Below are 21,810 nucleotides of genomic sequence, written 5' to 3'. Positions count from 1 at the left end.
CTAAGGTCCAGGAAAAGGAGACTTCATCATGGCCATTCTTCTTCTGGCTGATCACGACAATGACCATCTCTCCGACCAGACCGCCAAGGCGCTGACGGCGGCGACGAAAATCGCCAAGGAAACGGCAAGCGATGTGCATGTGCTCGTCGCCGGTGCCGGCGCGAAAGCTGCCGGCGAACAGGCGGCCAAGCTTGCCGGCGTCTCGAAGGTGCTGGTGGCCGAGGATGCAAGCCTTGCCAACAATCTGGCCGAACCGCTGGCGGCGCTGATCGTGTCGCTCGCCGGTTCCTATGACGTGATCATCGGCGCTGCGACCTCGGTCGGCAAGAACGTGCTGCCGCGCGTTGCCGCCCTCATCGACGTCGCCCAGGTCTCGGAGATCATCGAGGTGGTCTCGGCCGATACCTTCAAGCGGCCGATCTATGCCGGCAATGCCATTCAGACGGTGCAGTCGACGGACGCCAAGAAGGTGATCACGGTGCGCACGGCCTCGTTTGCCGCAGCGGATGCCAGCGGCAATGCCGCAATCGAGAGCGTGGCGGCTGCCGCCAACCCCGGTCTTTCCTCCTTCGTCGGCGATGCGCTGTCGTCGTCCGACCGTCCGGAGCTGACGTCGGCGAAGATCATCATCTCGGGCGGGCGGGCGCTGGGGTCAGCGGAGAAGTTCCGCGAGGTCATCCTTCCGGTCGCCGACAAGCTCGGGGCTGCCGTCGGCGCATCGCGTGCCGCCGTCGATGCCGGCTATGCGCCGAACGACTGGCAGGTGGGGCAGACGGGCAAGGTGGTGGCGCCGCAGCTCTATATCGCCTGCGGCATCTCGGGCGCCATCCAGCATCTGGCCGGCATGAAGGACTCGAAGGTCATCGTCGCCATCAACAAGGACGAGGAAGCCCCGATCTTCCAGATCGCCGACTACGGCCTCGTCGCAGACCTCTTCGAAGCACTGCCCGAACTGCAAAAGGCGCTCTGAGCGCCTGATGATCTTTCATTTCGATTGCCGAGGGTGACGGGTTGCCATGACGAGCTATGTATTGACAGTGACGTGCCAGTCGACGCGCGGGATCGTTGCGGCGATATCGAACTATCTGGCGGATCAGGGCTGCAACATCGTCGATTCCAGCCAGTTCGATGACCTCGACACCGGCAAGTTCTTCATGCGCGTCTCCTTCATCTCCGAGGAAGGGGTTGGCGAGGCGGCGCTGGTGGAGGGCTTCAAGCCGATCGCCGAGAAGTTCGCCATGGATGCGGAGATCCACGATGCCAAGAAGCGCATGAAGGTGCTGCTGATGGTCTCGCGCTTCGGCCACTGCCTCAACGACCTGCTCTACCGTTGGAAGATCGGGGCGCTGCCGATCGACATCGTCGGCGTCGTCTCCAACCATTTCGAATACCAGAAGGTGGTCGTCAACCACGACATCCCCTTCCACCACATCAAGGTGACGAAGGACAACAAGCCGCAGGCCGAAGCGCAGCTGCTCGACATCGTCGACCAGACCGGCACCGAGCTTGTCGTGCTGGCGCGCTACATGCAGGTGCTGTCGGATGCGCTGTGCCGGAAGATGTCGGGCCGCATCATCAACATCCACCATTCCTTCCTGCCGTCCTTCAAGGGGGCGAACCCCTACAAGCAGGCCTATGAGCGCGGGGTGAAGCTGATCGGGGCGACGGCGCACTACGTCACCGCCGATCTGGACGAGGGTCCGATCATCGAGCAGGACACGGCGCGCATCACGCATGCGCAGTCTGCCGACGACTATGTCTCGATCGGCCGCGATGTCGAGAGCCAGGTGCTGGCGCGCGCCATCCATGCCCATATCCACTTCCGCACCTTCCTCAACGGCAACCGCACCGTCGTCTTCCCGGCTAGCCCCGGATCATACGCATCCGAACGCATGGGCTGAGACGGGCGGGGGATCGAAAAGGGCACCAGCGTCTCACGGACCGTTGAGCGCCACGGCTGCATTGTCCTGCGTCATTTCAGGGCAGAACTACCTTTCGCAAGCTGAGAGAAGGGGCGACATGGATGCTGTTCATGCAGTGCCGAATTTGTCGTTGAGCATCGGCCGGGCAGAAGCACAAGAGATCACCGGAGGTTGCGGCGGCTGCGCTGCAGCCGATGCTCGCGCTCTCTCAGAGGGACCTCGCAAAAGTTAATGCGGTTGCGTTAAATTCATCAGGTATTTAATATCTTTAAGATGTAATAATATTAGAAAATATCTTATTTAGAAATATAAAATTAACGCGCGAAGTCTAGGGTCTTCTGGACCGTCATCACACGGATGACGGTTGATCGAAGGAGACAGGACCATGAATCGTGTTTCTCATTTCAACAGGGCAAAGGAAGGCGCCGCAGCGGTCGAATTCGCTTTAATCGCGCCGCTTTTTTTCCTTCTGCTTCTAACACTGGTTGCTTTCGCGATCTATCTGACCGCAGCCCATTCCCTGCAGCAGCTGACGGCCGATGCCGCGCGCACGGCGATTGCCGGGTTGTCGGCCGATGAACGAAGCCAGATGGTTCAGGATTTCGTCACCCGCTCGACCATCAACGATGCCTTCATCAACAAGAGCAGGCTTACGGTCACGGTCGCCACCGACCCGGCTAACGTCAATCAGTTTACCGTAAGCGCCGCCTATGATGCGTCCGATCTTCCGATCTGGAACCTCTATACCTTCGCCATGCCGGATCAAACCATCCGCCGCTATTCGACCATCCGGCTGGGAGGCCTTTGATGAAGGGACTTCTCGAACGGGTCGCTTCCTTGCGGGACCGGCGAGGAAACGTCGCCGTCACCACCGCGCTTGTTTCGCCCTTGATCCTCTACTGCCTGGGCCTTGGCATTGACTACGGCATGATGACGCTGCAGCAGCGGCGTCTGCAGCAGCTCAGCGACATCGGTGCGATCACCGCCGCTTCGGATATCGCCAATGCGCCGGCCGCGCTTCTCGCCAACCTCCAGAGCAACGGCACCACTGCGGCGGTTGCCTCCGGCAGCGGCTACCTGACGAGCAGCGGACAGGTCACCGCGACCGCCGCAAACTCGGGTCAATACGAGACGCTGGCCAATCTTGTGTTCGGCACCTACACGGCGGACACGTCGATCGCGCCCGCAAACCGCTTTTCCACGGGAACCTCCCCTTATGATTCCGTCAAGGTCACGCTGACCCAAAAGGCCGTGATGCCCTTTGCTTCCGCCTTTGCCACGCCGCCGACCCTGAGTGCGACCGGTACGGCATCCAGCGATCGCCTGGCTGCCTTTTCAATCGGATCGCGGCTGGCAAGCCTCAATGGCGGTATTCTGAACCAGCTCCTGGGCTCTTTGCTGGGAACACAGATCTCGCTCAAGGTTGTCGACTATCAGTCGCTCATCGGCGCGAAGGTCAACCTGCTGAGCTTTCTCAATCTGCTGGCGACGGATCTCAATCTCACGGGCGTCAGCTACGATCAGCTTCTGGCGACCGATGTCACCTACGACAAGATCCTCGGCGCACTTGGCAAATCGACCAATCTCTCGACAGGGGTCGTCACCCTTATCAACAATCTGGGCAAGACGCTCGGCACCACGAAGCTGACCGTCAAGCTGGAGGATATTCTCAATCTCGGCCCGCTGGGACCCGATGTCGTCGGCACCGCTCCCAACCTGACCACCAATATCAGCGTGATGGACCTGATCTCCGCGACGGCAATGGCTGCCAATCAGCAAAAGCAGATCGCTCTCGATCTCGGTGCCACGTTGCCGGGCGTCGCGACGGCAAAGGTGACACTGGCGGTCGGAGAGATGGCAAAGCAGACGCCGGCCCTTGCCGTGGGCGCGCCAGGCACCATCGTCCGTACGCCGCAAATACGCCTGGCCGTCGAAGTTGCGGTCACCGGCCTGTCCCTGATCGCGGGGTTGAAGCTCAGGGTGCCGCTCTACATCGAGATTGCCCCCGCCGAAGCCAAGCTCGCCTCGATCACCTGCGTTGGCGGCTCTGCGCCGAATGCCGTTGTCGGTATCGACGCCGTGCCTGGTGTCGCGGAGATAGCGCTGGGCGATGTGGATACGTCGGCCTTCGTGAACTTCGGCTCGGAGCCGCGGGTGACGCCGGCGGCGATCGTCGACTCCCTGCTTCTGAAGGTCATTGCCGGCGCGCAGGTCGATATCGCCAATCTGAGCCCCACGCGACTGACCTTTCAGCCCTCGGAGATTTCCGCAGGCACGATCAAGACGGTGTCCACCAAGGACATCTTGACCTCAACGATCCAATCGCTCCTGAAGAATGCCAATATCAGCATTCAGTTGCTCATTCTGACCATTGGAACGCCGCAGGGCGTTCTCTCGGCCGTGGCCGATACGCTTTCGATCGTGACCGCTCCTCTCGACCAGCTTCTATACAATCTGCTTGGCCTTCTTGGCATCGGCGTCGGGCAGGCCGACATATCGGTGACCGATGCGAGATGCACGCAGCCCGTCCTGGTGCAATAACAACGCTCTCCGGAAGCGCATGGCTGCGCCAGGCGCTTCCGATATCTCCTTCCTGGCAGCTGCCATTGAGTGCACGCCATTGCATTGCCGTTTGCAATACGACAATGGATGAGCACAATTGCCCTGTCGGCCGCTGGATACGATACGGCTTGCCGGCGGCGGAGGGGAGCAAGGCGAATGACACAGACACATCTCGGCAAATCGATCGCGCAACTGTCGGTCCTGATCCAGTCCGGCAGCCTCGATCCGGTCGCGCTGGTCGAGGAAAGCCTGGATGCCATCAGCACCCATCCTGATCAGGCGATTTTCACGCGGCTGCTGGAGGTCCGGGCGAAAGACGAGGCGGCGGCCTCCTCGAGACGGCTGCGCGAAGGGCGCTCGCGTGGGCTGCTGGACGGCATTCCGGTCGCCTGGAAGGATCTGTTTGCGATCGCCGGCCTGCCGACGACCGCCGGCTCGATCGTGCTTGCGGATGCCGAACCCGCGCTGGACGATGCCGATGTCGTCAAGGCGCTGAAAGCGGCGGGAATGATTGCCGTCGGCCGGGTCAACATGAGCGAGTTCGCCTTTTCCGGTCTCGGCCTCAATCCGCACTACGGTACGCCGCTCAATCCCCTGGCTTCGGATGTCGCGCGAATTCCGGGCGGTTCGTCTTCCGGCTCCGCCGTCGCCGTCGCGGCAGGGCTCGTGCCGGTGTCGATCGGCACCGATACGGGTGGCTCCGTGCGCATACCGTCCGCCTTCAATGGGCTTGTCGGCTACAAGGCGAGCCGCGGCCGCTACAGCATGGCAGGTGTCTTTCCGCTGGCGAGCAGCCTCGACTCGCTTGGCCCGCTGTGCCGCAGCGTTCAGGACGCCATCTGGGTCGATGCCGCGATGCGCGGACGTTTCGCACCCGAGGCCGAGCGTGCCGAACCCGCCGCGCTTTCCATCGTTGTGCCGACGAACGTCGTCATGGACGATGCCGAGGATGGTGTCATTGCCGCTTTCGAGGCGGCGCTTGCACGATTGAGCGATGCGGGCGTCAAGATACGAAGGGCCGCTTTTCCGGCCTTCGACAGGCTTTTTCAGGTAATGGCCGAGTACGGGCCTCTCGCAACCGCCGAGGCTTTTGCGCTTCATCACCATCGTCTGGCGGGACCGGAGGCGAACGCCATGGACCGTCGTGTCGTGGCGCGTACGCGCCTGGGCGAGAAGATCACTTTGGTCGGCTACCTGGAAACGCTCAAGGTCCGCGAGCAGTTGATCCGGGAGACCGCCGGAATGCTTGGGGCGAACGAATTCGTTGCCTATCCCACAGTCGCCCATGTCGCGCCGGCGCTCGCGCCGCTGGAAGCCGACGACGAGCTGTTCGTGAAGGTCAATGGCAGGACATTGCGCAACACTCTGATCGGTAATTTCCTCGATTGGTGCGGCGTGTCCCTGCCTTGCGGCACGGGGGACGCCGGCATGCCGGTCGGCTTCCTGTTATCGGCGCCGAAAAACCACGACGAGCGTCTGCTGGGGGTGGCTCTGGCGCTCGAAGAAATCGTTGCCGGCTAGCTCAATTCCAGGAAGGCCGCATTGCGGCTTTTCCTTGGGAAATCGCGCTAAAACAAACAGATGGAGCGGTTTACATCGCCGGCTTCGATCCGGGCCCGCGTCGCTCATACGAGAGGCGGGCCCGGATCGAAGGCGATTTTTACGTTCAATGCGAGCGGCTGCCGCCGGCAGTCGGTTCGGCATCGACGATCCAGTGACGATGGGAGCCCAGTGCGATCAACAGCACCACGGACAGGAAGCAGCAGCCGGCAAGGATGTAGAAGCCGATATCGCCGTTGCCCGTCGCGGCATCGACATAGGCCTTGATCTGCGGCGAGGCGAAGCTGCCGAGATTGCCGAGCGAGACGATGAAGGCGATACCGCTCGCAGCGCCGACGCCACCCAGGTAGCGGGTCGGAAGGCTCCAGAAAACCGGCTGGGAAGAGGCAAGCCCCGGCACGGCGATGCAGGCGGCGATCACCATGACCCAGGGGTTCATCGTCAGGCCGATCGTTCCAAGGGCGATAGTGCCCGCGGTCAGCATAGCGATGCAGACGATGCGGTGGTTGTCGTGCTTGTCGGCATAGACGGTGAAGAAGCGCGTTGCGAAAAGGGCGCAGAGCCAGGGCAGGCCGAGCAGCACGCCGACCCAGGTGTTGACGCCGCCGCCCAGCGCCTGTGCCAATCGTGCCGGCAGGTAGAAGGTGATCGGGCCGACACCGATCTGGATGAACAGATAGATGCCGATGAAGGCGAGAACGCGCCAGTCTTTCAGTACGCTGAAGACGGAGTGCTTCACTTCGGAAAGCTTGCCGCGCTCTTCCGCCTCGATGACGGCGTTCAGCGCGTTTTTCTCCTCGGCGGTCAGCCATTTCGCTTCGTTGGGACGGCTTGTGAGGAAGAAGAGAGCGAATATGCCGACGACCGTGGCCGCCAGACCTTCGACGGCAAACATCCATTGCCAGTTGGCAAGGCCGAAGACGTCGTGATGCGTGAGCAGCCAGCCGGAAAGTGGTGCGCCGATCACCAGCGACAAGGGAATGCCAAGATAGAAAAGGCCGGTTGCCCGCGCCCGCTGCTTGGCGGGGAACCAATAGGTCAGATAAAGCAGCACGCCCGGATAGAAGCCGGCTTCGCAGACGCCGAGCAGGAAGCGGACGACGTAATAGCTTGTCGGCGTATGGGCGAAGACCATGCAGGCCGAGACGATGCCCCAGGTAATCATGATCCGGCTCAGCCAGAGGCGGGCGCCGACGCGCTGCATGATGAGGTTGCTCGGCACTTCGAAGGTGGCATAGCCGAGGTAGAGGATGCCGGCACCGAAGGCATAGGCCGCGTCCGAGATGCCGGTATCGGCCTGATAGGCCACCTTGGCGAAGCCGACATTGGATCGGTCGAGAAAATTCAAGATCAGCATCAAGCCAAGGAAAGGCAGCAGGCGAAGGGTCGCCTTGCGCACGGCGCTCTGCAGCGCCGGATTGTCGTCTGTCATGTTACTCCTCCCGAAGGGCATATGAACCTGCCGCGAGAGCATCGCGTGCGAGGCCGCCTCCGTCCTCAAACCGGATCCGCATCCGGCATTGTCATGACGACCGCTGGAAAGTCGGCCGTCGGTTTGCATATACGCAGATTATATTTATGGATGAAAAGGTCAATAGGGGCAAACGGTGAGAACAGAGCCGATGCCATGGCGGCTCCTCCCGGGCGGACGTCCCCGGCATATATGTGGCCGATCAGGGTGCGAGCGCCTCACTGCGCCGCCTTTGCGGCACAGGCTTCGTCTAAGGCGTTCGAGCGCGCCGAGAAGCTTGTCGAGCAGCGATAACAGCTACGGCTGGCTGCTTGCCCATGCCGACAAGGCGGCACGCATTCCGCAAGAGCATTCCGAGACACCCTACATGACCCGCCGCGCCATGCGCTTCATCGAGGAGGCCGAGCGCAGGGGACAGAGCTGGTGCGCCCACCTTTCCTACATCAAGCCGCACTGGCCCTATATCGTGCCGGCGGCCGATGCGACGCGGGGCGCGGTGATGGACCATCTGGTCGAGATGATCGACATGGCCCCGACCTTCCTCGATTATCTCGGCGGCGGTGCAAAGCCGCACGTGCTGGAGGGCCGTTCGGTCCTGTCATTGCTGCGCGGTGAAAAATCTTCCTCGTGGCGCCGCTTCGCCGTCAGCGAATACGACTATTCGGGCGAACGCGCGCGCCTGGCGCTCGATCTGCCCGTCGGCGATTGCCGGCTGTTCATGATCACCGATGGCCGCCACAAGCTTGTCACCGGTCCGGGCGTGGCGCCGATCCTGTTCGACCTCGCGGCCGATCCCGATGAACTCGTCGATCTCGGCCGGGACCCTGGCAAGGCGGATGCGATCCATAGGCTGGAGACCGCGCTCAAGCGCTGGCTGCAGACGCCCGCCAACCGTATCACGGTATCGGACGCCTGGGTGGCGTCGGCCGACGAGAAGTTTCCGCATTTCGATCCGCTGATCGAGCAGGGCGTGCTGATCGGCTATTGGGACGAGGCCGAGCTTGCCGGACAGCATGCGGCGCGGGAGCGCTGGCTGGCGAAGCGACAGCTGTTCCCAATCGGACGATTGTGGTCAATCGCCCGACTGCTCTTGTATTCCATCAAGCCAGGTACGGGCCAATCCGTTCGGCGACGGATGCGACGTCCTCGACCCGCATGCCCGCCACATTGATCCTCCCCGAGTCGGGCATGTAGATGCCGTGTTCGGCTCGCAGCCGGCGCGCATTTTCCGGAGAGATCGGCAGGAGCGAGAACATGCCTTCCTGGGAGCCGATGCTGGCGAGCTCCGGCCGGAACTGGCCGAATGCCTCGGCCGCTGCCCGGCGGATGTCCGTTATGCGGATACGCATTTCGTTCAGCTCGTCCTCCCAGGTCTGGCGGCGGGAGGGATCCTGAAGGATCGCGGCGACGATGGCAGCGCCGTGCGCCGGCGGCATGGAGTAGCTGGTGCGGGCATAGCTTGCCAGATTGCCGACGCCCTTGTTCAGCGATGCCTGCAGGTCTCCGAACAGATAGGCAGCACCGGTTCGTTCCCGATACAGCGAAAAGGACTTGGAGCAGGAGACGGCAACCATGGCCTCGCCCACAGCCTCGATGACGCTCATCATGCCGGCTGCGTCCTCGACAAGACCGTGCCCGAGCCCTTGATAGGCACTGTCGAAAAGCGGCAGCAATCCCTTGTCGGCGATGATCGCGGCAATATCCTGCCAGTTCTGCCGCGATAGCCCTGCGCCGGTGGGGTTATGGCAGCTTGCCTGCAACAGCACCGCGTCTCCCGGTGCGGCGTTCCGCAGGGTCGTCAGCATTTCGTCGACGAGAGCGGTCTGTGTGCCGATGTCGAAGAACCGATAGGTTCCGATCTGCAGGCCAACCGAGGCAAAAATCGCCTGATGGTTGACCCATGTCGGCGTGCCGATCCAGATTTTCCGCCGCTTGTCGAGGGCAAGCAGTTCTGCAGCAAGGCGCAGGGCGCCGGTGCCGCCCGGCGTCTGAATTCCGGCAACCGGCTTGCCAGCATGGCGCTCGCCGAAGACTTCGAGCGCCAGCATCCGCAGGAACGCGGGGTCACCCTCGGGGCCGATGTAGGACTTGGATTCCTGGGTTTCCCAGAGATAGTGCTCGGCAGCCTTGACGGCTTTCATGACGGGAGTACGGCCTGTCTCGTCGCGATAGACGCCGACCCCAAGGTCGACCTTTCCCGATCTCGGATCGGCCGCGAACTTGGCAATCAATTCAAGCAGTTGATCCGGCTTCTGCTCCGTCAGGCTATCGAAAAGCGCCGTCTTGTTCATTGCTTCCTCCCATCATGTCTGTTCGCGACGAGCCGTTGCGCTCGCTTTGCGCTATCGAGGCGTGGATTGGACTTCCTCCAATGCCGCCGCAGCCGCTTCCCTTATCGCTTTATTGTCCGAGGATGGGCATGGCAAGTATCGGCAAAGTCCTTGGTGTCGGTCGCTGGAGCGTCATGGTGGTTCTCCCCGCTCATTGCGGCCAGTTCTGAAGGACCCGCACGAATTCGGTCAGCCAGGCATTCGTCTGGTGGCCGTCCAGCGAGCGATGGTCGATCGTCAGCGATACGTAGGCCATTGGGCGGATCTGGATCGTATCGACCCCGTCGATCTCCCGCACCACGACGCGCTTTTCCAGTTTGCCGATGCCGAGAATGGCCGACTGAGGCTGGTTGATGATGATCGGAGATGCCAGCAGCGATCCGGAAACGCCGTGGTTGGAGATGGTGAACGTTCCACCCTTCAGCTCGTCGCCCTTGAGGGCGCTGGAGCGTGCCCTGGCCGTCAGATCCTGAAGCCGGGCGGCAATAGTCTCAAGCGGCAGGCCTTGTGCCTGCCGGATGATCGGTGCGATCAGGCCTTTGTCGCCCAATGCGATGCCGACGCCGATGTTGACGTCCTCGAATATCTCGAGCCCGTCATCATGCCACTGGCTGTTTACCTCCGGTACGACCGTCATGGCCGCGACGGATGCCGCCACGAAGTAGGCCGTGTAGGAGAGGTTTACTCCTTCGGCTCGCAGGCGGTCCTTGTGGCTTTCGCGATGACGCATGATCGCCGTGAAATCGGCCTCGAAGACCGCAGTGACTTGAGGTGCCGTCGCCAGGGATTGGGCCATATGCCTTGCGATCGCAAGCCGCATGGCCGAATGGGGGATCGTCCGGGATTTGCCGTCGACCGGGATTGCCGGGAAAGGATGCCCGGTCGCAGCTGGCTGCGACTTCCTGACCTCGAACGCCTGATCCATATCGGCGCGAGTGACCCGTCCGTCTCTGCCGCTGCCTTTAAGGGTGGCGGGATCGATGCCGTGTTCTTCGGCGGCGCTACGGACGGCAGGAGAATAATAAGCGGAGGCTGTCGCAGACGAGACCGGCTGTGTCTGCAAAGGGGCGGCAGGCGCTTCGGCTACGACGCCTTCGGCACGGGCAATCATTCGTCCCAAAATCGCTCCGGGCGTGGCATCATCGCCGTCCTCCATGACGATTTCGCTCAGGATGCCGCTGCAAGGTGCCGGTATCTCCTGGGTGACCTTGTCGGTTTCCAGTTCGACCAGCGCATCGCCTTCCTTCACATGATCGCCGATCTGCTTCAGCCAGTTCCGGACGACCGCTTTCGTGCCTTCCTGCTCGATCGGAGCCGTGATCTCGATGGTATTCGTCATGCTCAGAACTCCAGGATTTCGGCAATGCGCTTGGCGATCCGTTCCGTAGACGGCACGGCCCACTCGAGAAGGACGGGGTTATGCGGGCTTGGAATATCCGGCATGGTCAGGCGGGAGACCGGCGCATCGAGATCCGTGAATGCCTTGTCCGCGATCACCGCGGCAATCTCCGCTCCAAACCCGCCAGTCCCAAGGTCTTCGTGAACGATGAGGCAGCGATGCGTCTTTGCGACCGAGGTCAGCACCGCTTCCTGATCCCAGGGCATCAGCGTGCGAAGGTCGAGGATATCGGCCGACAGGCCCTCGGCGGCTTCCTCGCATCGGTGCACCATGGCGCCCCAGGTAATGATGGTGATGTCGTTGCCGGTCCGCGTCAGCTTCGCCTTGCCGAAGGGCAGCGCAAAATCATCGCCGGGATAGGGACGGCGTGCCCATGCGTGGTCGAGCATGGCTCTGTGCTCGAAGAAAATGACCGGATCGTTGCCGCGGATCGAGGTGCGCAGCAGGCCGACAGCATCCTCCGCATTCGAGGGAACGGCGACCTTCCAGCCGGGCTGGTGAACGAAGGCCACTTCGTTGGTCTGGCTGTGCCAGGGGTCGCCGCATTTGAAGAAGCCGCCGGGCATGCGCACCACGACCGGGGCGGCGAAGCGGTTGTTGGTGCGCCAGCGGATGGTGCCGCAGTCGTTCAGCTGTTCGGTGGCCGGTTCCGCATATTTCCGGAACTGAATTTCCGGAACGGGGACGAGACCGGCCAATGCCATGCCGACGGCACGGCCGATGATGCCCTCTTCGGACAATGAGGTATCGAAAACCCGCTCAGCGCCGAATTTATCCTGCATGCCGAGGGTGACGGCATGCACCCCGCCCTTCGGGCCGACATCCTCGCCGAAGATGACGACGCGCTCGTTGATCGCCATTTCGTGTTCGAGCGTTCGGCGGATGGCGGTGACCATGTTGACGCGGGGGCCTGCGGCTGCAGGTTCAGACCTTGTTGCCGGCGGCGCGTAACCGCCGGGATGCTGGCCGCCCATCGTCTGCATGTCGCCGCCGAAGAACACATGGCGCATCACGGACGAGGGGTCGGCGGCCGGCCGGCTTTCGGCGGCGGCTCGGGCGTTTTCGGCCTTCTCGCGCGCCTCGCTTTCGCAAGCGCTCCATTCCTCGGCCGTCATTACGGCGGGGACGAGGAAATCCTTCAGCCGCGGCAACGGATCGCGTTCCCATTCGCGCCGCACCGTTTCCTCGCTCTTGTAGGCCTGCGTATCCTGAAAACTGTGCCCCTCGAGGCGCGGTACCGTCAGCCGCAGGAGCGCGGGCTTGCGCTCGTCGCGAACGAAGGAGACCGCGTCCTGCACAAGGCGCGCGGCGTCCGCTGGATTGCAGCCGTCGCCGTCGAAGATTGCGAGGTTTCTCCAGCTTGCGAGGTTGGCCGCAATGTTTCCGCCGGGCGTCTGCACCGTCGATGGCACCGAAATGCCAAAACCGTTGTCTTCGATATAGAACAGCATCGGCAATGCCTGCGTCGTCGCGGCGGTCAGGGCTGCCCAGAAGCCGTTCGAGGCAACGGAGCCGTCGCCACCGAGCACGACACCGATGTCCCTTGCGTAGTCCTGCCGGCCCAATGTGGTGGCATAGTATTTCATCGCCTGCGCCCAGCCGGCGGTTGGCGTGTATTGGGCGCCCACGCCGCCGCACATGGGCAGCGCCGCGGCGCCCGCGGTGTTCGGATAATTGAAGACCACGCCGATGTCCCGTCCGTCGGAATAGCCGCCGGCGCGGCCCATGGCCGAGCCAAGGGCATCCACTGGATCAATCCCAAGGGAAAGCAGCAGCGGCCGCGAGCGATAATAGCCGCATGTGGCATCGTGCCGGCCCGTCAGCTGCATTCCGAGAAGGATCTGCGCCATGTCGTGGCCGCGCGCGGAAAATTGATACAGAACCTTCTTTTCCGGAACGAGACGCTTTTCCTCCATCTCGTCGAGAGCCCTGGAAAGGTGGACGAGATAGGCCACCCTGCGCCAGTCGACGCGATCGTCCGGCGAGTTCCGCTCGTGGTTTCTGACGGCTAGCTGGGCCATGTGATCCTCCTGCATATGGCCGTCTGATTCTAATTCAAAACACCCGCTCTATTCCTTTCAATTTCCCAGGTTTCGTTGCAGTATTTGAAAGCTTTATTTCGGAAAGAGAGAGTTTCTGAATGGAAAATTTCGATCTTGATCACGTCGACAGAGCGATCCTTCGGGTATTGCAGGAAGAAGGGGATATCAGCCAGGCGGCGCTCGCCGAAAAGGTCGGCGCGTCGCCCGCGTCCTGCTGGCGAAGGATAAAGGCGCTCGAAAACGCGGGCGTGCTCGGCAGGACCGTCCGCCTCGTCGATCCCGACAAGATCGGGAAGGGCCTGAACGTGTTCTGCCAGGTCAAGATGAAGACCCACGATCCCGCGACCCGTCGCGATTTCGAACAGTTCATCGCGAGCTATCGCGAGGTTCTCCAATGCTATTCCATGTCGGGGGAGTGGGATTATCTCATCCGCGCCGTCGTTGCCGATGTTCGGGAATATGAAGGGCTTCTGATGCGCGGTATCCTGACGCATGAAGCGGTGCTGAGTTCGTCGTCGCACTTCTCGCTGAAGTGCGTCAAATACACGACCGCATTGCCGACGAATGCGCCGCGATGAAAATCTGTTGCCACGGCCAAGCAGCCATTGCCTTGAACATCGCCAGCGTCTCACGCTAATAGACCAGCAGGTTTGCTGATGCGGAGCGGAGTTGGATTGTCGGCTGATAACGTCAAACTCGGACATGACTTGAACGAAGCGGTCACCGCGCTGCTTGTGGACCTGCCCATCAAGGCGGCGAGTTTCATCGTCACGATCTATGGCGATGTCGTCGAGCCGCGCGGCGGGGTCGTCTGGATCGGCAACCTCATCGAGACGTGCAAAAGCATTGGCATTACCGAAACGCTGGTGCGGACCGCGGTTTCACGATTGGTCTCGGCCGGCCAGCTCGCGGGAGAGCGGGAAGGGCGTCGCAGCTACTATCGGCTGACGGATACCGCCCAGGCCGAATTCGCCGAGGCCGCCAGCCTGTTCTATGGGCCGGAGCCTGCCGTGAGATGGCAATTCGTGCTGATCAACGGTCCCTCGCCGGACGAAATCATGCAGGGCCTCGAGCGGGATGGTTTTGCCAGGCTGAGTCCGCGCCTGGCGGTGGGAACCCATTCCGTGCCGCCATTGCCGGGACGTGTCATCGTCTTCAACGCCGAGCTTGCGACCGAGAACGGCGCTTTGAGGGAATTTGCGGAAGAGGCCTGGAACCTGCCGCGTTTCGCCGAGGCCTATCATGAATTTGCGGTCCGTTTCGGCGCGTTTTCGCAACGTGCCGGAGATTGTGCCGCCCTATCTCCCTTCGATTGCCTGATCGCGCGCCTGCTGCTTGTCCACCAATACCGTCTGATCATGCTGCGCGAACCGCATCTTCCAAAATCGGCCTTGCCGGACAATTGGCCGGGTGAGGAAGCCCGGCATCTGTTTGCGGATCTTTATTCGCTGTTGTCGAAGAAGGCCGACGGCTATGTCGGACGCCGTTTCGTGAACGAGGCCGGCAGGCTTCAAGAGACGACTCCGGCAAGCCAGCATCGGTTGGACCGCCTCAAGTCCCGCTGAAAGATCAATCCGTCCAGTGACATAGCGGGACAATCGCTTCCCCGCGCTTTTCCACGACATCGAATGTCACAGAAATTTCCAAAAAATCAATTGAACTGTGACATGTCGCGTGCTAATACGGTGACCGATCGGTCGGTTAATGTCTTTGCCGCCGGATCGAGGTTTCGTGGAGGAGAACGTGAAACAGGCCTATACTGGTGATGTCGTGAAGCACCGGCTTGGCTGAGTGTTTCAGGGCGATCGCAGGCCTGCGATCATTCTCGAGCGCGCCGGATGCGCGAAGACGGAGGAAAGATCAATGTATGCACAGATGGTGAAAACCGACAGCGCCCGCATCCGCTCCCTCGACGAGATGGATCCGCAAGAGCGCGCCTTTCAGGAGCGCGTCGATGCCGGCCAGAAGATCGAGCCGAAGGAATGGATGCCGGAAGGCTACCGCAAGACGCTGATACGCCAGATCAGCCAGCACGCTCATTCCGAAATCGTCGGCCAGCTTCCCGAGGGCAACTGGATTACCCGCGCCCCGACGCTGGAGCGCAAGGCGATCCTGCTCGCCAAGGTGCAGGACGAAGCCGGCCACGGCCTTTATCTCTACTGCGCCGCCGAAACGCTCGGCATCAGCCGCGACGAGATGTATGAGCAGCTGCATTCCGGCAAGGCCAAATATTCCTCGATCTTCAACTATCCGACGTTGACCTGGGCCGATATCGGCGCAATCGGCTGGCTGGTCGACGGCGCGGCGATCATGAACCAGGTTCCGCTGCAGCGCTGTTCCTACGGCCCGTATTCCAGGGCCATGATCCGAATCTGCAAGGAAGAGAGCTTCCATCAGCGCCAGGGCTTCGATGTTCTGATGAAGATGGCGAAGGGCACGCCGGCACAAAAGGCCATGGTACAGGATGCGCTGAACCGCTGGTGGTGGCCGTCGCTGATGATGTTCGGCCCGTCGGACGATGCCTCCGTGCATTCGGCCCAGTCGATGGCATGGAAGATCAAGCAGAATTCCAACGACGAGCTGCGGCAGAAATTCGTCGATCAGACCGTGCCTCAGGCCGAGTATCTTGGCCTTACCGTTCCCGATCCGGACCTGAAGTGGAACGAGGAAAAAGGCGGCTACGATTTCGGCGAGCCGGACTGGGAAGAGTTCTTCAACGTGATCGCAGGCAACGGGCCCTGCAACGCGGAGCGTCTCAATGCCCGCAAGCAGGCCTGGGAGGACGGCGCATGGTTCCGCGACGGCCTGACGGCCCATGCCGCGAAGGCGGCTGACCGCCGCGCTGCCGCAACGATCGCCGCCGAGTAGGCAGGCAGGATAAGTCAGGGAGTGAAAAACATGTCCAGCGAATGGCCGCTTTGGGAAGTCTTCATCCGTGGTCAGCACGGTCTCAACCATCGTCACGTCGGCAGCTTGCATGCGCCCGATGCCGAAATGGCGATCAACAATGCGCGCGATGTCTATACCCGCCGCAACGAGGGCGTCAGCATATGGGTGGTGCGTTCCTCCGATATCACCGCGAGCGCACCCTCGGAAAAAGGCCCGCTCTTCGACCCGTCCAATTCGAAGGTCTATCGCCACCCGACTTTCTTCGACATTCCGGATGAAGTGGGGCACATGTGATGGCCGCCGTTGCGTATGAGCCGGCGGTCGATCGCGCCGCCCTTTTCGAGTTCCTGCTGCGCATCGGCGACAATGCGCTGATCCTTGGACATCGTGTCTCGGAATGGTGCGGCCACTCGCCGGCGCTGGAGGAAGACATTGCTCTTGCCAACACCGCGCTCGACCTCATCGGCCAGACGCAGCTCTGGCTCGGCCTGGCGGGCGAAGTGGAAGGCAAAGGCCGCTCGGCGGATGATCTTGCCTACCGGCGCGACGGTTTCCAGTTCCGCAATATCCTGCTGGTCGAACGCCCCAACGGCGATTTCGGCAAGACGCTGATGCGCCAGTTCCTTTATGACGCCTGGCATTATCTGCTGCTGAAGGCGCTGAAGGGCTCGACCGACCGGCGCACTGCCGAGATCGCGGAAAAGGCTTTCAAGGAGGTCTCCTATCACCTCGATCGCAGCCGCGACCTGATCATCCGCCTTGGCGACGGCACGGCCGAAAGCCATCGCCGCATGCAGGCGGCGCTTGACGATCTCTGGCCGTTCACGGGCGAAATGTTCGTCGGCGATGCCGCCGATGAGGCACTGGCGCTGGTGGGTACGATCCCGGACCCGCAGAGCCTCAAGGCCGGCTGGGACGAAATCGTCGCCGATGCGCTCGCGGAAGCGACGCTCAAGCGCCCGGCAGACGGCTACATGCACAAGGGCGGACGGCGCGGCGTTCATACGGAGCATCTCGGCTATATCCTCGCCGAGATGCAATTCCTGCAGCGCGCCTATCCGGGCGCGACCTGGTAGGAGGCTGACGTGGCGCCCGCACTTCACCCTTCCGTCGAGGAGGTCTGGCACTGGTTGTCGGAGGTGCCGGACCCCGAAATCCCGGTGATTTCGCTCACCGATCTCGGCATCATCCGCGATGTCGGCTGGCAGGACGACACGTTGGTCGTGACGGTGACGCCGACCTATTCGGGCTGTCCCGCCACCTCGGTGATCAACATCGACATTGAGCGGGCGCTGGCCGAGAAAGGTCTCGACAGGGTGCGCCTCGAGCGCCGGCTGTCGCCTGCCTGGACGACCGATTGGATCAGCGCCGAGGGGCGTGAGAAGCTGCGCGCCTACGGCATCGCCCCGCCGATCGACGGCACGGCCGCCGATGGCGTGCTGATGAAACGCATCGACCGGCTTGCCGGCCGCTCCAACCTCACCATCGCCTGTCCGCGCTGCGGATCGGCAGCTACGGAAAAGATCAGTCAGTTCGGCTCGACGCCCTGCAAGGCGAGCTATCGCTGCACCGACTGTCTGGAGCCGTTCGACTACTTCAAGTGCATTTGACCCCAACAGGACGAGGTCCGCATCCATGGCACGTTTCCATCCTTTGACCGTAACCGATGTCCGTCGCGAGACGCGCGATGCAGTCGTTGTCACGCTCAAGCCGTCCGACGAAGATCGGGCCATCTTCGATTTCACGCAGGGCCAGTATCTGACCTTTCGCCGCAAGTTCGAGGATGAGGAGCTCCGCCGTTCCTATTCGATCTGCGCGGGCAAGGATGAAGGCGTTCTGAAGGTCGGCATCAAGCGCGTGGATGGCGGCTGCTTCTCGACCTGGGTCAATGAAGACCTCAGGGCCGGCGACACGCTGGAAGCCATGCCGCCGATGGGTGCCTTCTTCACGGCGCTCCAGCCGGATGTGGCAAGACACTATCTTGGCTTTGCCGGAGGCAGCGGCATCACCCCTGTGCTCTCGATCATCAAGACGGTTCTTTCGCGCGAGCCGCGCTCCGTCTTCACGCTCGTCTATGCCAATAGACAGATCAGCTCGATCATGTTTCGCGAAGAGCTGGAAGACCTCAAGAACCTCTACCTCGGCCGCCTGTCGGTGTTGCACGTTCTCGAAAGCGAGGCACAGGAGATCGATCTTTTCACAGGCCGGATCGACGCGGAAAAATGCGCGGCTCTCTTCAAGGGTTGGATCGATCTGAAATCGGTCGACACCGCCTTCATCTGCGGTCCCGAGCCGATGATGCTGGCAATCGCTGCGGCGCTGCGCGAACACGGGATGCGCGACGACCAGATCAAGTTCGAGCTCTTCGCCTCCTCGCAGCCGGGCCGCGCCCGCCGGAAGGTGGAAAGTGCAGCAGGCGCCGATCAGGGCGCGAGTTGCGAGGCGACCGTGACGCTCGACGGCGCGACGCGCACCTTCAAGTTTCCCAAGCATGGCCAGTGCCTGCTCGATGCCGCCCTCGAAAACGCGATGGACGTGCCCTACGCCTGCAAGGCCGGGGTCTGCTCGACCTGTCGCGCCAAGGTTCTCGAAGGCGAGGTCGAGATGGAGGTCAACCACGCGCTCGAGGATTATGAGGTGCGCCAGGGCTATGTGCTGACCTGTCAGTGCTACCCGCTCACCGACCGTATCGTCGTCAGCTACGACCAATAGCGTTTTCGGCTCTCAAGCCGCACCGAAGGGAGGAATGGGATGACCGAGACGATGTCGATCGAGCAATATCTGGGTGAGGGCGGGGTGCTGTCTTCGCCCGCCAACGTGCCTCCGCGCTATCGTGGCGAGCTGCTGCGGCTGATGGCGAGTTTCGTGGACAGCGAACTGGCCGGCTCCGCAGGCTTTGCCGATGTCATCAACGATGCGCCTGGCATTCAGGAGCGCATTTCCGCCGCGCGCATCGTGCTGGAAAAGTCCGATCATGCCGGCCAGGTCCTGAAGATCATGGAGACTTTCGGCGTCGATGGCGGCCGCTATGCCGTGCATCATCCCTGGGCGGCGCGGCTTTCCCGCGAGGCGGATATCGGTGCCGTCAGGCAAGGCGGCGATATGCGGCTTTCGGTCTTTCATTATCCGCTCGAAGGCTGGGTGGATGCCGTCGTCATGAACGTGCTGATGGGCGCCGCCAGCGTCGTGCAGTTGAAAGAACTGGCGCGTGTCTCCTATCAGCCGCTGGCCGAAGTCTTCCGTACTATCCTGCCGCGCGAAAAGCGGCATGCGGAGCTCGGCGCTGCCGGTCTTGCCGGCATCGTCGCCGATGACGAAGGTCGGGTAAAGGCGCGGACTTCGGTCGCCTATTGGTATCCCCGCGTCGCGGCAAGCTTCGGCCATGCCGGCTCGGCCCGCTTCGAGACATTGGCCCGCTTCGGCCTGCGCCACCAGCCCAACGAGACCCTGCTTGCCGAATGGCGGGCCGATGCCGATGCGCAGCTGTCTGCGCACGGACTGATTTAAGCACCCCGGAAACGCGCATAGCGATTTTCCGTTCGGGATTGCTGAAAAAATGAAGGAAGGAAATACCGATGAACATCATGGCAAACCAGCCGCGCCGGCTTGAAAGCTATGTCGGAGGCACTTGGGTCGCCGGCGCCAAGGAAGGCGTGCCGCTGCTTGATGCATCGACCGGCGCGCCCGTCGCCTTCATCGATTCCTCGGGCATCGATTTCAAGCAGACATTGGCCCATGGCCGCGACAGGGGCGGCCCGGCGCTCAGGCGCATGTCATTCCACGAGCGCGCTGCGATGCTGAAGGCCGTCGGCCAGGCGCTGTTCGAAATGAAGGAAGAGTTCTATGCGCTTTCGACGGCGACGGGCGCCACGCGCGCGGATAGCTGGGTCGATATCGAAGGCGGCATCGGAACCATGCTTTCCTACGCTTCCAAGGGCCGGCGCGAACTGCCGAATGCGCGCGTATTGCTCGATGGCGATGTGGAGCAGCTCTCCAAGGATCAGAGCTTCTCCGCACAGCATATCCTGACCCCGCTCCAGGGCGTCGCCGTTCATATCAACGCCTTCAACTTCCCGTGCTGGGGCATGCTGGAAAAGGTCGCGCCGACCTTGCTTGCCGGCGTTCCGGCCATCGTCAAGCCGGCGAGCCAGACGGCCTATCTTACCGAACTCATGGTTCGCCGCATCATCGAGACCGGCCTGTTGCCGGAAGGCGCGCTGCAGCTTGTTTGCGGCTCGGTCGGTGATCTCCTGGATCATGTCGAGGGCCAGGACGTGGTGACCTTTACCGGTTCCGCCGCAACCGGCCGGCGTCTCAAGACGCACCGGGCCATCATCGAAAATTCCGTGCGCTTCACCATGGAGGCCGACAGCCTCAACGCAGCCGTCCTCGGCCTCGATGCTGGCCCCGGCACCGAGGAATTCGATCTCTTCGTCAAGGAGGTGGCGCGCGAAATGACCGTGAAGGCCGGTCAGAAATGCACCGCGATCCGCCGCGTCATCGCGCCCAGGGCCTATAGCGAAGCGTTGATTGCTGCCTTGAACGATCGCCTCGGCAAGACGGCGGTCGGAAATCCGGCCGACGAGACTGTTCGCATGGGGCCGCTCGCCAGTCTTGATCAGCGCGAGGAAGTGCGCGCGCGCATCCGCGATCTTGCGGCTGACGCCGAGATCGTCGGTGGCGATCCGGACAACCCGCGCGTCATGTCCGGCGACGCAAGCGCCGGCGCTTTCCTCAACCCGGTTCTTCTCTATTGCGACAAGCCGGGTTCGGCGCGCGCCGTTCACGATGTCGAAGCCTTCGGTCCGGTCAGCACCGTCATGCCTTATGATACGGCTGATGAGGCGGTCGATCTGGCGCGGCGCGGCAAGGGCAGCCTCGTCGCCTCCGTCTTTACCAACGATCCCCGTTTCGCCGAGGAGGTCGTTCTCGGCCTCGCGCCGTTCCACGGTCGCGTGATGATCGGCAACCGCGCCAGCGCCAAGAGTTCCACCGGACATGGCTCCCCCTTGCCCGGCCTCGTTCATGGCGGCCCCGGCCGCGCCGGCGGCGGCGAGGAACTGGGCGGCATCCGCGGCGTCAAGCACTACATGCAGCGAACCGCCGTGCAGGGCACCCCACGCCTGCTCTCGGCCGTCACCGGGCGCTGGATGGATGGCGCGGACGCTCGCACCGGCAGCGAGCATCCGTTCCGCAAATCGCTTGCCGAGCTGAAGATCGGCGATCAGCTCGTCACCGCCAAGCGCACGGTGACGCTCGACGATATCGAGCATTTCGCGAAGTTCACCGGCGACACCTTCTACGCCCACATGGACGAGGAGGCTGCCAAGGCCAATCCGTTCTTCGAAGGCCGCGTCGCGCATGGCTATCTCATCGTTTCTTTCGCCGCTGGCCTGTTCGTCGATCCGGCTCCCGGTCCGGTTCTCGCAAATTACGGCGTCGACAGCCTGCGCTTCCTGACACCGGTCAATCCGGGTGATACGCTCCAGGTGCAATTGACCTGCAAGGAGATCAATCCCCGCACCAATGCCGAGCATGGCGAGGTGCGCTGGGATTGCAAGGTAACGAACCAGCTAGGTGCCGTCGTCGCGCAATACGACGTTCTGACGATGGTGGCGAAAACGAGAGAGTGAGC

At 62.2% G+C, this 21,810-nt stretch carries 19 protein-coding genes; 15 read left to right on the top strand and 4 right to left on the bottom strand.

Annotated features, from left to right (window positions below; translation table 11 throughout):
• The first annotated feature begins 28 nt into the window (after positions 1 to 28).
• The 5 genes from ACQZ6J_RS18695 to ACQZ6J_RS18675 all read left to right on the top strand — a co-directional run bounded on the left by ACQZ6J_RS18695 (position 29) and on the right by ACQZ6J_RS18675 (position 6,005).
• On the top strand, positions 29 to 970 hold the full coding sequence (locus ACQZ6J_RS18695; protein WP_449085179.1) for an electron transfer flavoprotein subunit alpha/FixB family protein: 942 nt from the start codon (positions 29 to 31) through the stop codon (positions 968 to 970).
• 46 nt (positions 971 to 1,016) lie between these two features.
• Positions 1,017 to 1,901 carry a formyltetrahydrofolate deformylase gene (gene purU / locus ACQZ6J_RS18690; RefSeq protein WP_163985039.1) on the top strand — a complete coding sequence of 295 codons (885 nt, stop codon included), beginning with the start codon at positions 1,017 to 1,019 and terminating at the stop codon, positions 1,899 to 1,901.
• A gap of 406 nt (positions 1,902 to 2,307) precedes the next feature.
• Positions 2,308 to 2,730: a TadE/TadG family type IV pilus assembly protein gene (locus tag ACQZ6J_RS18685; RefSeq protein ID WP_163992257.1), complete on the top strand. Its 423-nt coding sequence runs from the start codon at positions 2,308 to 2,310 to the stop codon at positions 2,728 to 2,730.
• On the top strand, positions 2,730 to 4,463 hold the full coding sequence (locus ACQZ6J_RS18680; protein WP_163992259.1) for a pilus assembly protein TadG-related protein: 1,734 nt from the start codon (positions 2,730 to 2,732) through the stop codon (positions 4,461 to 4,463). The genes ACQZ6J_RS18685 and ACQZ6J_RS18680 overlap by 1 nt, the downstream gene beginning before the upstream one ends.
• A 177-nt stretch (positions 4,464 to 4,640) precedes the next feature.
• Complete coding sequence (locus tag ACQZ6J_RS18675; protein ID WP_449085178.1) at positions 4,641 to 6,005, top strand: amidase; 1,365 nt, start codon at positions 4,641 to 4,643, stop codon at positions 6,003 to 6,005.
• Positions 6,006 to 6,150: 145 nt separating this feature from the next.
• Here the strand turns inward: ACQZ6J_RS18675 and ACQZ6J_RS18670 are convergent, their stop codons facing one another.
• Complete coding sequence (locus ACQZ6J_RS18670) at positions 6,151 to 7,476, bottom strand: MFS transporter (RefSeq protein ID WP_449085177.1); 1,326 nt, start codon at positions 7,474 to 7,476, stop codon at positions 6,151 to 6,153.
• Positions 7,477 to 7,792: 316 nt separating this feature from the next.
• Between ACQZ6J_RS18670 and ACQZ6J_RS18665 the strand changes: the two genes are divergently transcribed.
• Positions 7,793 to 8,686 carry a sulfatase/phosphatase domain-containing protein gene (locus tag ACQZ6J_RS18665; protein ID WP_449085176.1) on the top strand — a complete coding sequence of 298 codons (894 nt, stop codon included), beginning with the start codon at positions 7,793 to 7,795 and terminating at the stop codon, positions 8,684 to 8,686.
• On the opposite strand, the gene ACQZ6J_RS18660 is transcribed toward ACQZ6J_RS18665, so the two are convergent.
• The 3 genes from ACQZ6J_RS18660 to ACQZ6J_RS18650 form a co-directional block, all read right to left on the bottom strand.
• The gene (locus ACQZ6J_RS18660) at positions 8,616 to 9,806 is read right to left on the bottom strand and encodes an aromatic amino acid transaminase (RefSeq protein ID WP_449085175.1); all 1,191 of its coding nucleotides are present in this window, start codon (positions 9,804 to 9,806) and stop codon (positions 8,616 to 8,618) included. The genes ACQZ6J_RS18665 and ACQZ6J_RS18660 overlap by 71 nt on opposite strands.
• Positions 9,807 to 9,996: 190 nt before the next feature.
• Positions 9,997 to 11,184, bottom strand: a complete 1,188-nt coding sequence (locus ACQZ6J_RS18655; protein ID WP_449085174.1) for a dihydrolipoamide acetyltransferase family protein — start codon at positions 11,182 to 11,184, stop codon at positions 9,997 to 9,999.
• A 2-nt stretch (positions 11,185 to 11,186) separates the two neighbouring features.
• Positions 11,187 to 13,265: a transketolase C-terminal domain-containing protein gene (locus ACQZ6J_RS18650; protein ID WP_449085173.1), complete on the bottom strand. Its 2,079-nt coding sequence runs from the start codon at positions 13,263 to 13,265 to the stop codon at positions 11,187 to 11,189.
• 119 nt (positions 13,266 to 13,384) lie between these two features.
• Between ACQZ6J_RS18650 and ACQZ6J_RS18645 the strand changes: the two genes are divergently transcribed.
• The 9 genes from ACQZ6J_RS18645 (at position 13,385) to paaZ (ending at position 21,808) form a co-directional block, all read left to right on the top strand.
• Positions 13,385 to 13,864, top strand: a complete 480-nt coding sequence (locus tag ACQZ6J_RS18645) for an Lrp/AsnC family transcriptional regulator (RefSeq protein WP_163992282.1) — start codon at positions 13,385 to 13,387, stop codon at positions 13,862 to 13,864.
• A gap of 96 nt (positions 13,865 to 13,960) precedes the next feature.
• Positions 13,961 to 14,851 (top strand): phenylacetic acid degradation operon negative regulatory protein PaaX, encoded by an 891-nt coding sequence (gene paaX / locus ACQZ6J_RS18640; RefSeq protein WP_449085172.1) that lies wholly within the window; start codon positions 13,961 to 13,963, stop codon positions 14,849 to 14,851.
• Positions 14,852 to 15,149: 298 nt separating this feature from the next.
• Positions 15,150 to 16,154, top strand: coding sequence for a 1,2-phenylacetyl-CoA epoxidase subunit PaaA (paaA, locus tag ACQZ6J_RS18635; protein ID WP_449085171.1), 1,005 nt, complete (start codon positions 15,150 to 15,152; stop codon positions 16,152 to 16,154).
• A gap of 30 nt (positions 16,155 to 16,184) precedes the next feature.
• The gene (gene paaB, locus ACQZ6J_RS18630; protein WP_028745698.1) at positions 16,185 to 16,469 is read left to right on the top strand and encodes a 1,2-phenylacetyl-CoA epoxidase subunit PaaB; all 285 of its coding nucleotides are present in this window, start codon (positions 16,185 to 16,187) and stop codon (positions 16,467 to 16,469) included.
• Positions 16,469 to 17,251, top strand: a complete 783-nt coding sequence (gene paaC, locus ACQZ6J_RS18625; protein ID WP_449085170.1) for a 1,2-phenylacetyl-CoA epoxidase subunit PaaC — start codon at positions 16,469 to 16,471, stop codon at positions 17,249 to 17,251. Before paaB ends, paaC begins: the two co-directional genes overlap by 1 nt.
• 9 nt (positions 17,252 to 17,260) lie before the next feature.
• Positions 17,261 to 17,785: a 1,2-phenylacetyl-CoA epoxidase subunit PaaD gene (paaD, locus tag ACQZ6J_RS18620; RefSeq protein ID WP_449085169.1), complete on the top strand. Its 525-nt coding sequence runs from the start codon at positions 17,261 to 17,263 to the stop codon at positions 17,783 to 17,785.
• Positions 17,786 to 17,810: 25 nt separating this feature from the next.
• Positions 17,811 to 18,887, top strand: a complete 1,077-nt coding sequence (gene paaE, locus ACQZ6J_RS18615) for a 1,2-phenylacetyl-CoA epoxidase subunit PaaE (RefSeq protein ID WP_163992290.1) — start codon at positions 17,811 to 17,813, stop codon at positions 18,885 to 18,887.
• A gap of 39 nt (positions 18,888 to 18,926) precedes the next feature.
• Complete coding sequence (locus tag ACQZ6J_RS18610) at positions 18,927 to 19,682, top strand: Phenylacetic acid catabolic protein (protein ID WP_449085168.1); 756 nt, start codon at positions 18,927 to 18,929, stop codon at positions 19,680 to 19,682.
• Positions 19,683 to 19,750: 68 nt separating this feature from the next.
• A complete protein-coding gene (gene paaZ, locus ACQZ6J_RS18605; protein WP_449085167.1) occupies positions 19,751 to 21,808 on the top strand; it encodes a phenylacetic acid degradation bifunctional protein PaaZ in 2,058 nt (685 codons plus the stop codon).
• Positions 21,809 to 21,810: the final 2 nt, after the last annotated feature.

The organism is Rhizobium sp. A37_96, assembly GCF_053521765.1.
This window is presented reverse-complemented; position numbering and strand designations above follow the sequence as displayed.

Bases quoted from the DNA above. Each gene is read 5' to 3' on its own strand.
- ACQZ6J_RS18680 (WP_163992259.1), top strand. From the start codon at position 2,730: ATGAAGGGACTTCTCGAACGGGTCGCTTCCTTGCGGGACCGGCGAGGA.
- paaZ (WP_449085167.1), top strand. From the start codon at position 19,751: ATGAACATCATGGCAAACCAGCCGCGCCGGCTTGAAAGCTATGTCGGA.
- paaC (WP_449085170.1), top strand. From the start codon at position 16,469: ATGGCCGCCGTTGCGTATGAGCCGGCGGTCGATCGCGCCGCCCTTTTC.
- paaA (WP_449085171.1), top strand. From the start codon at position 15,150: ATGTATGCACAGATGGTGAAAACCGACAGCGCCCGCATCCGCTCCCTC.
- ACQZ6J_RS18650 (WP_449085173.1), bottom strand. From the start codon at position 13,265: ATGGCCCAGCTAGCCGTCAGAAACCACGAGCGGAACTCGCCGGACGAT.
- paaE (WP_163992290.1), top strand. From the start codon at position 17,811: ATGGCACGTTTCCATCCTTTGACCGTAACCGATGTCCGTCGCGAGACG.
- ACQZ6J_RS18695 (WP_449085179.1), top strand. From the start codon at position 29: ATGGCCATTCTTCTTCTGGCTGATCACGACAATGACCATCTCTCCGAC.
- ACQZ6J_RS18660 (WP_449085175.1), bottom strand. From the start codon at position 9,806: ATGAACAAGACGGCGCTTTTCGATAGCCTGACGGAGCAGAAGCCGGAT.
- ACQZ6J_RS18670 (WP_449085177.1), bottom strand. From the start codon at position 7,476: ATGACAGACGACAATCCGGCGCTGCAGAGCGCCGTGCGCAAGGCGACC.
- ACQZ6J_RS18610 (WP_449085168.1), top strand. From the start codon at position 18,927: ATGACCGAGACGATGTCGATCGAGCAATATCTGGGTGAGGGCGGGGTG.
- ACQZ6J_RS18645 (WP_163992282.1), top strand. From the start codon at position 13,385: ATGGAAAATTTCGATCTTGATCACGTCGACAGAGCGATCCTTCGGGTA.
- ACQZ6J_RS18685 (WP_163992257.1), top strand. From the start codon at position 2,308: ATGAATCGTGTTTCTCATTTCAACAGGGCAAAGGAAGGCGCCGCAGCG.
- purU (WP_163985039.1), top strand. From the start codon at position 1,017: ATGACGAGCTATGTATTGACAGTGACGTGCCAGTCGACGCGCGGGATC.
- ACQZ6J_RS18655 (WP_449085174.1), bottom strand. From the start codon at position 11,184: ATGACGAATACCATCGAGATCACGGCTCCGATCGAGCAGGAAGGCACG.
- paaB (WP_028745698.1), top strand. From the start codon at position 16,185: ATGTCCAGCGAATGGCCGCTTTGGGAAGTCTTCATCCGTGGTCAGCAC.
- ACQZ6J_RS18675 (WP_449085178.1), top strand. From the start codon at position 4,641: ATGACACAGACACATCTCGGCAAATCGATCGCGCAACTGTCGGTCCTG.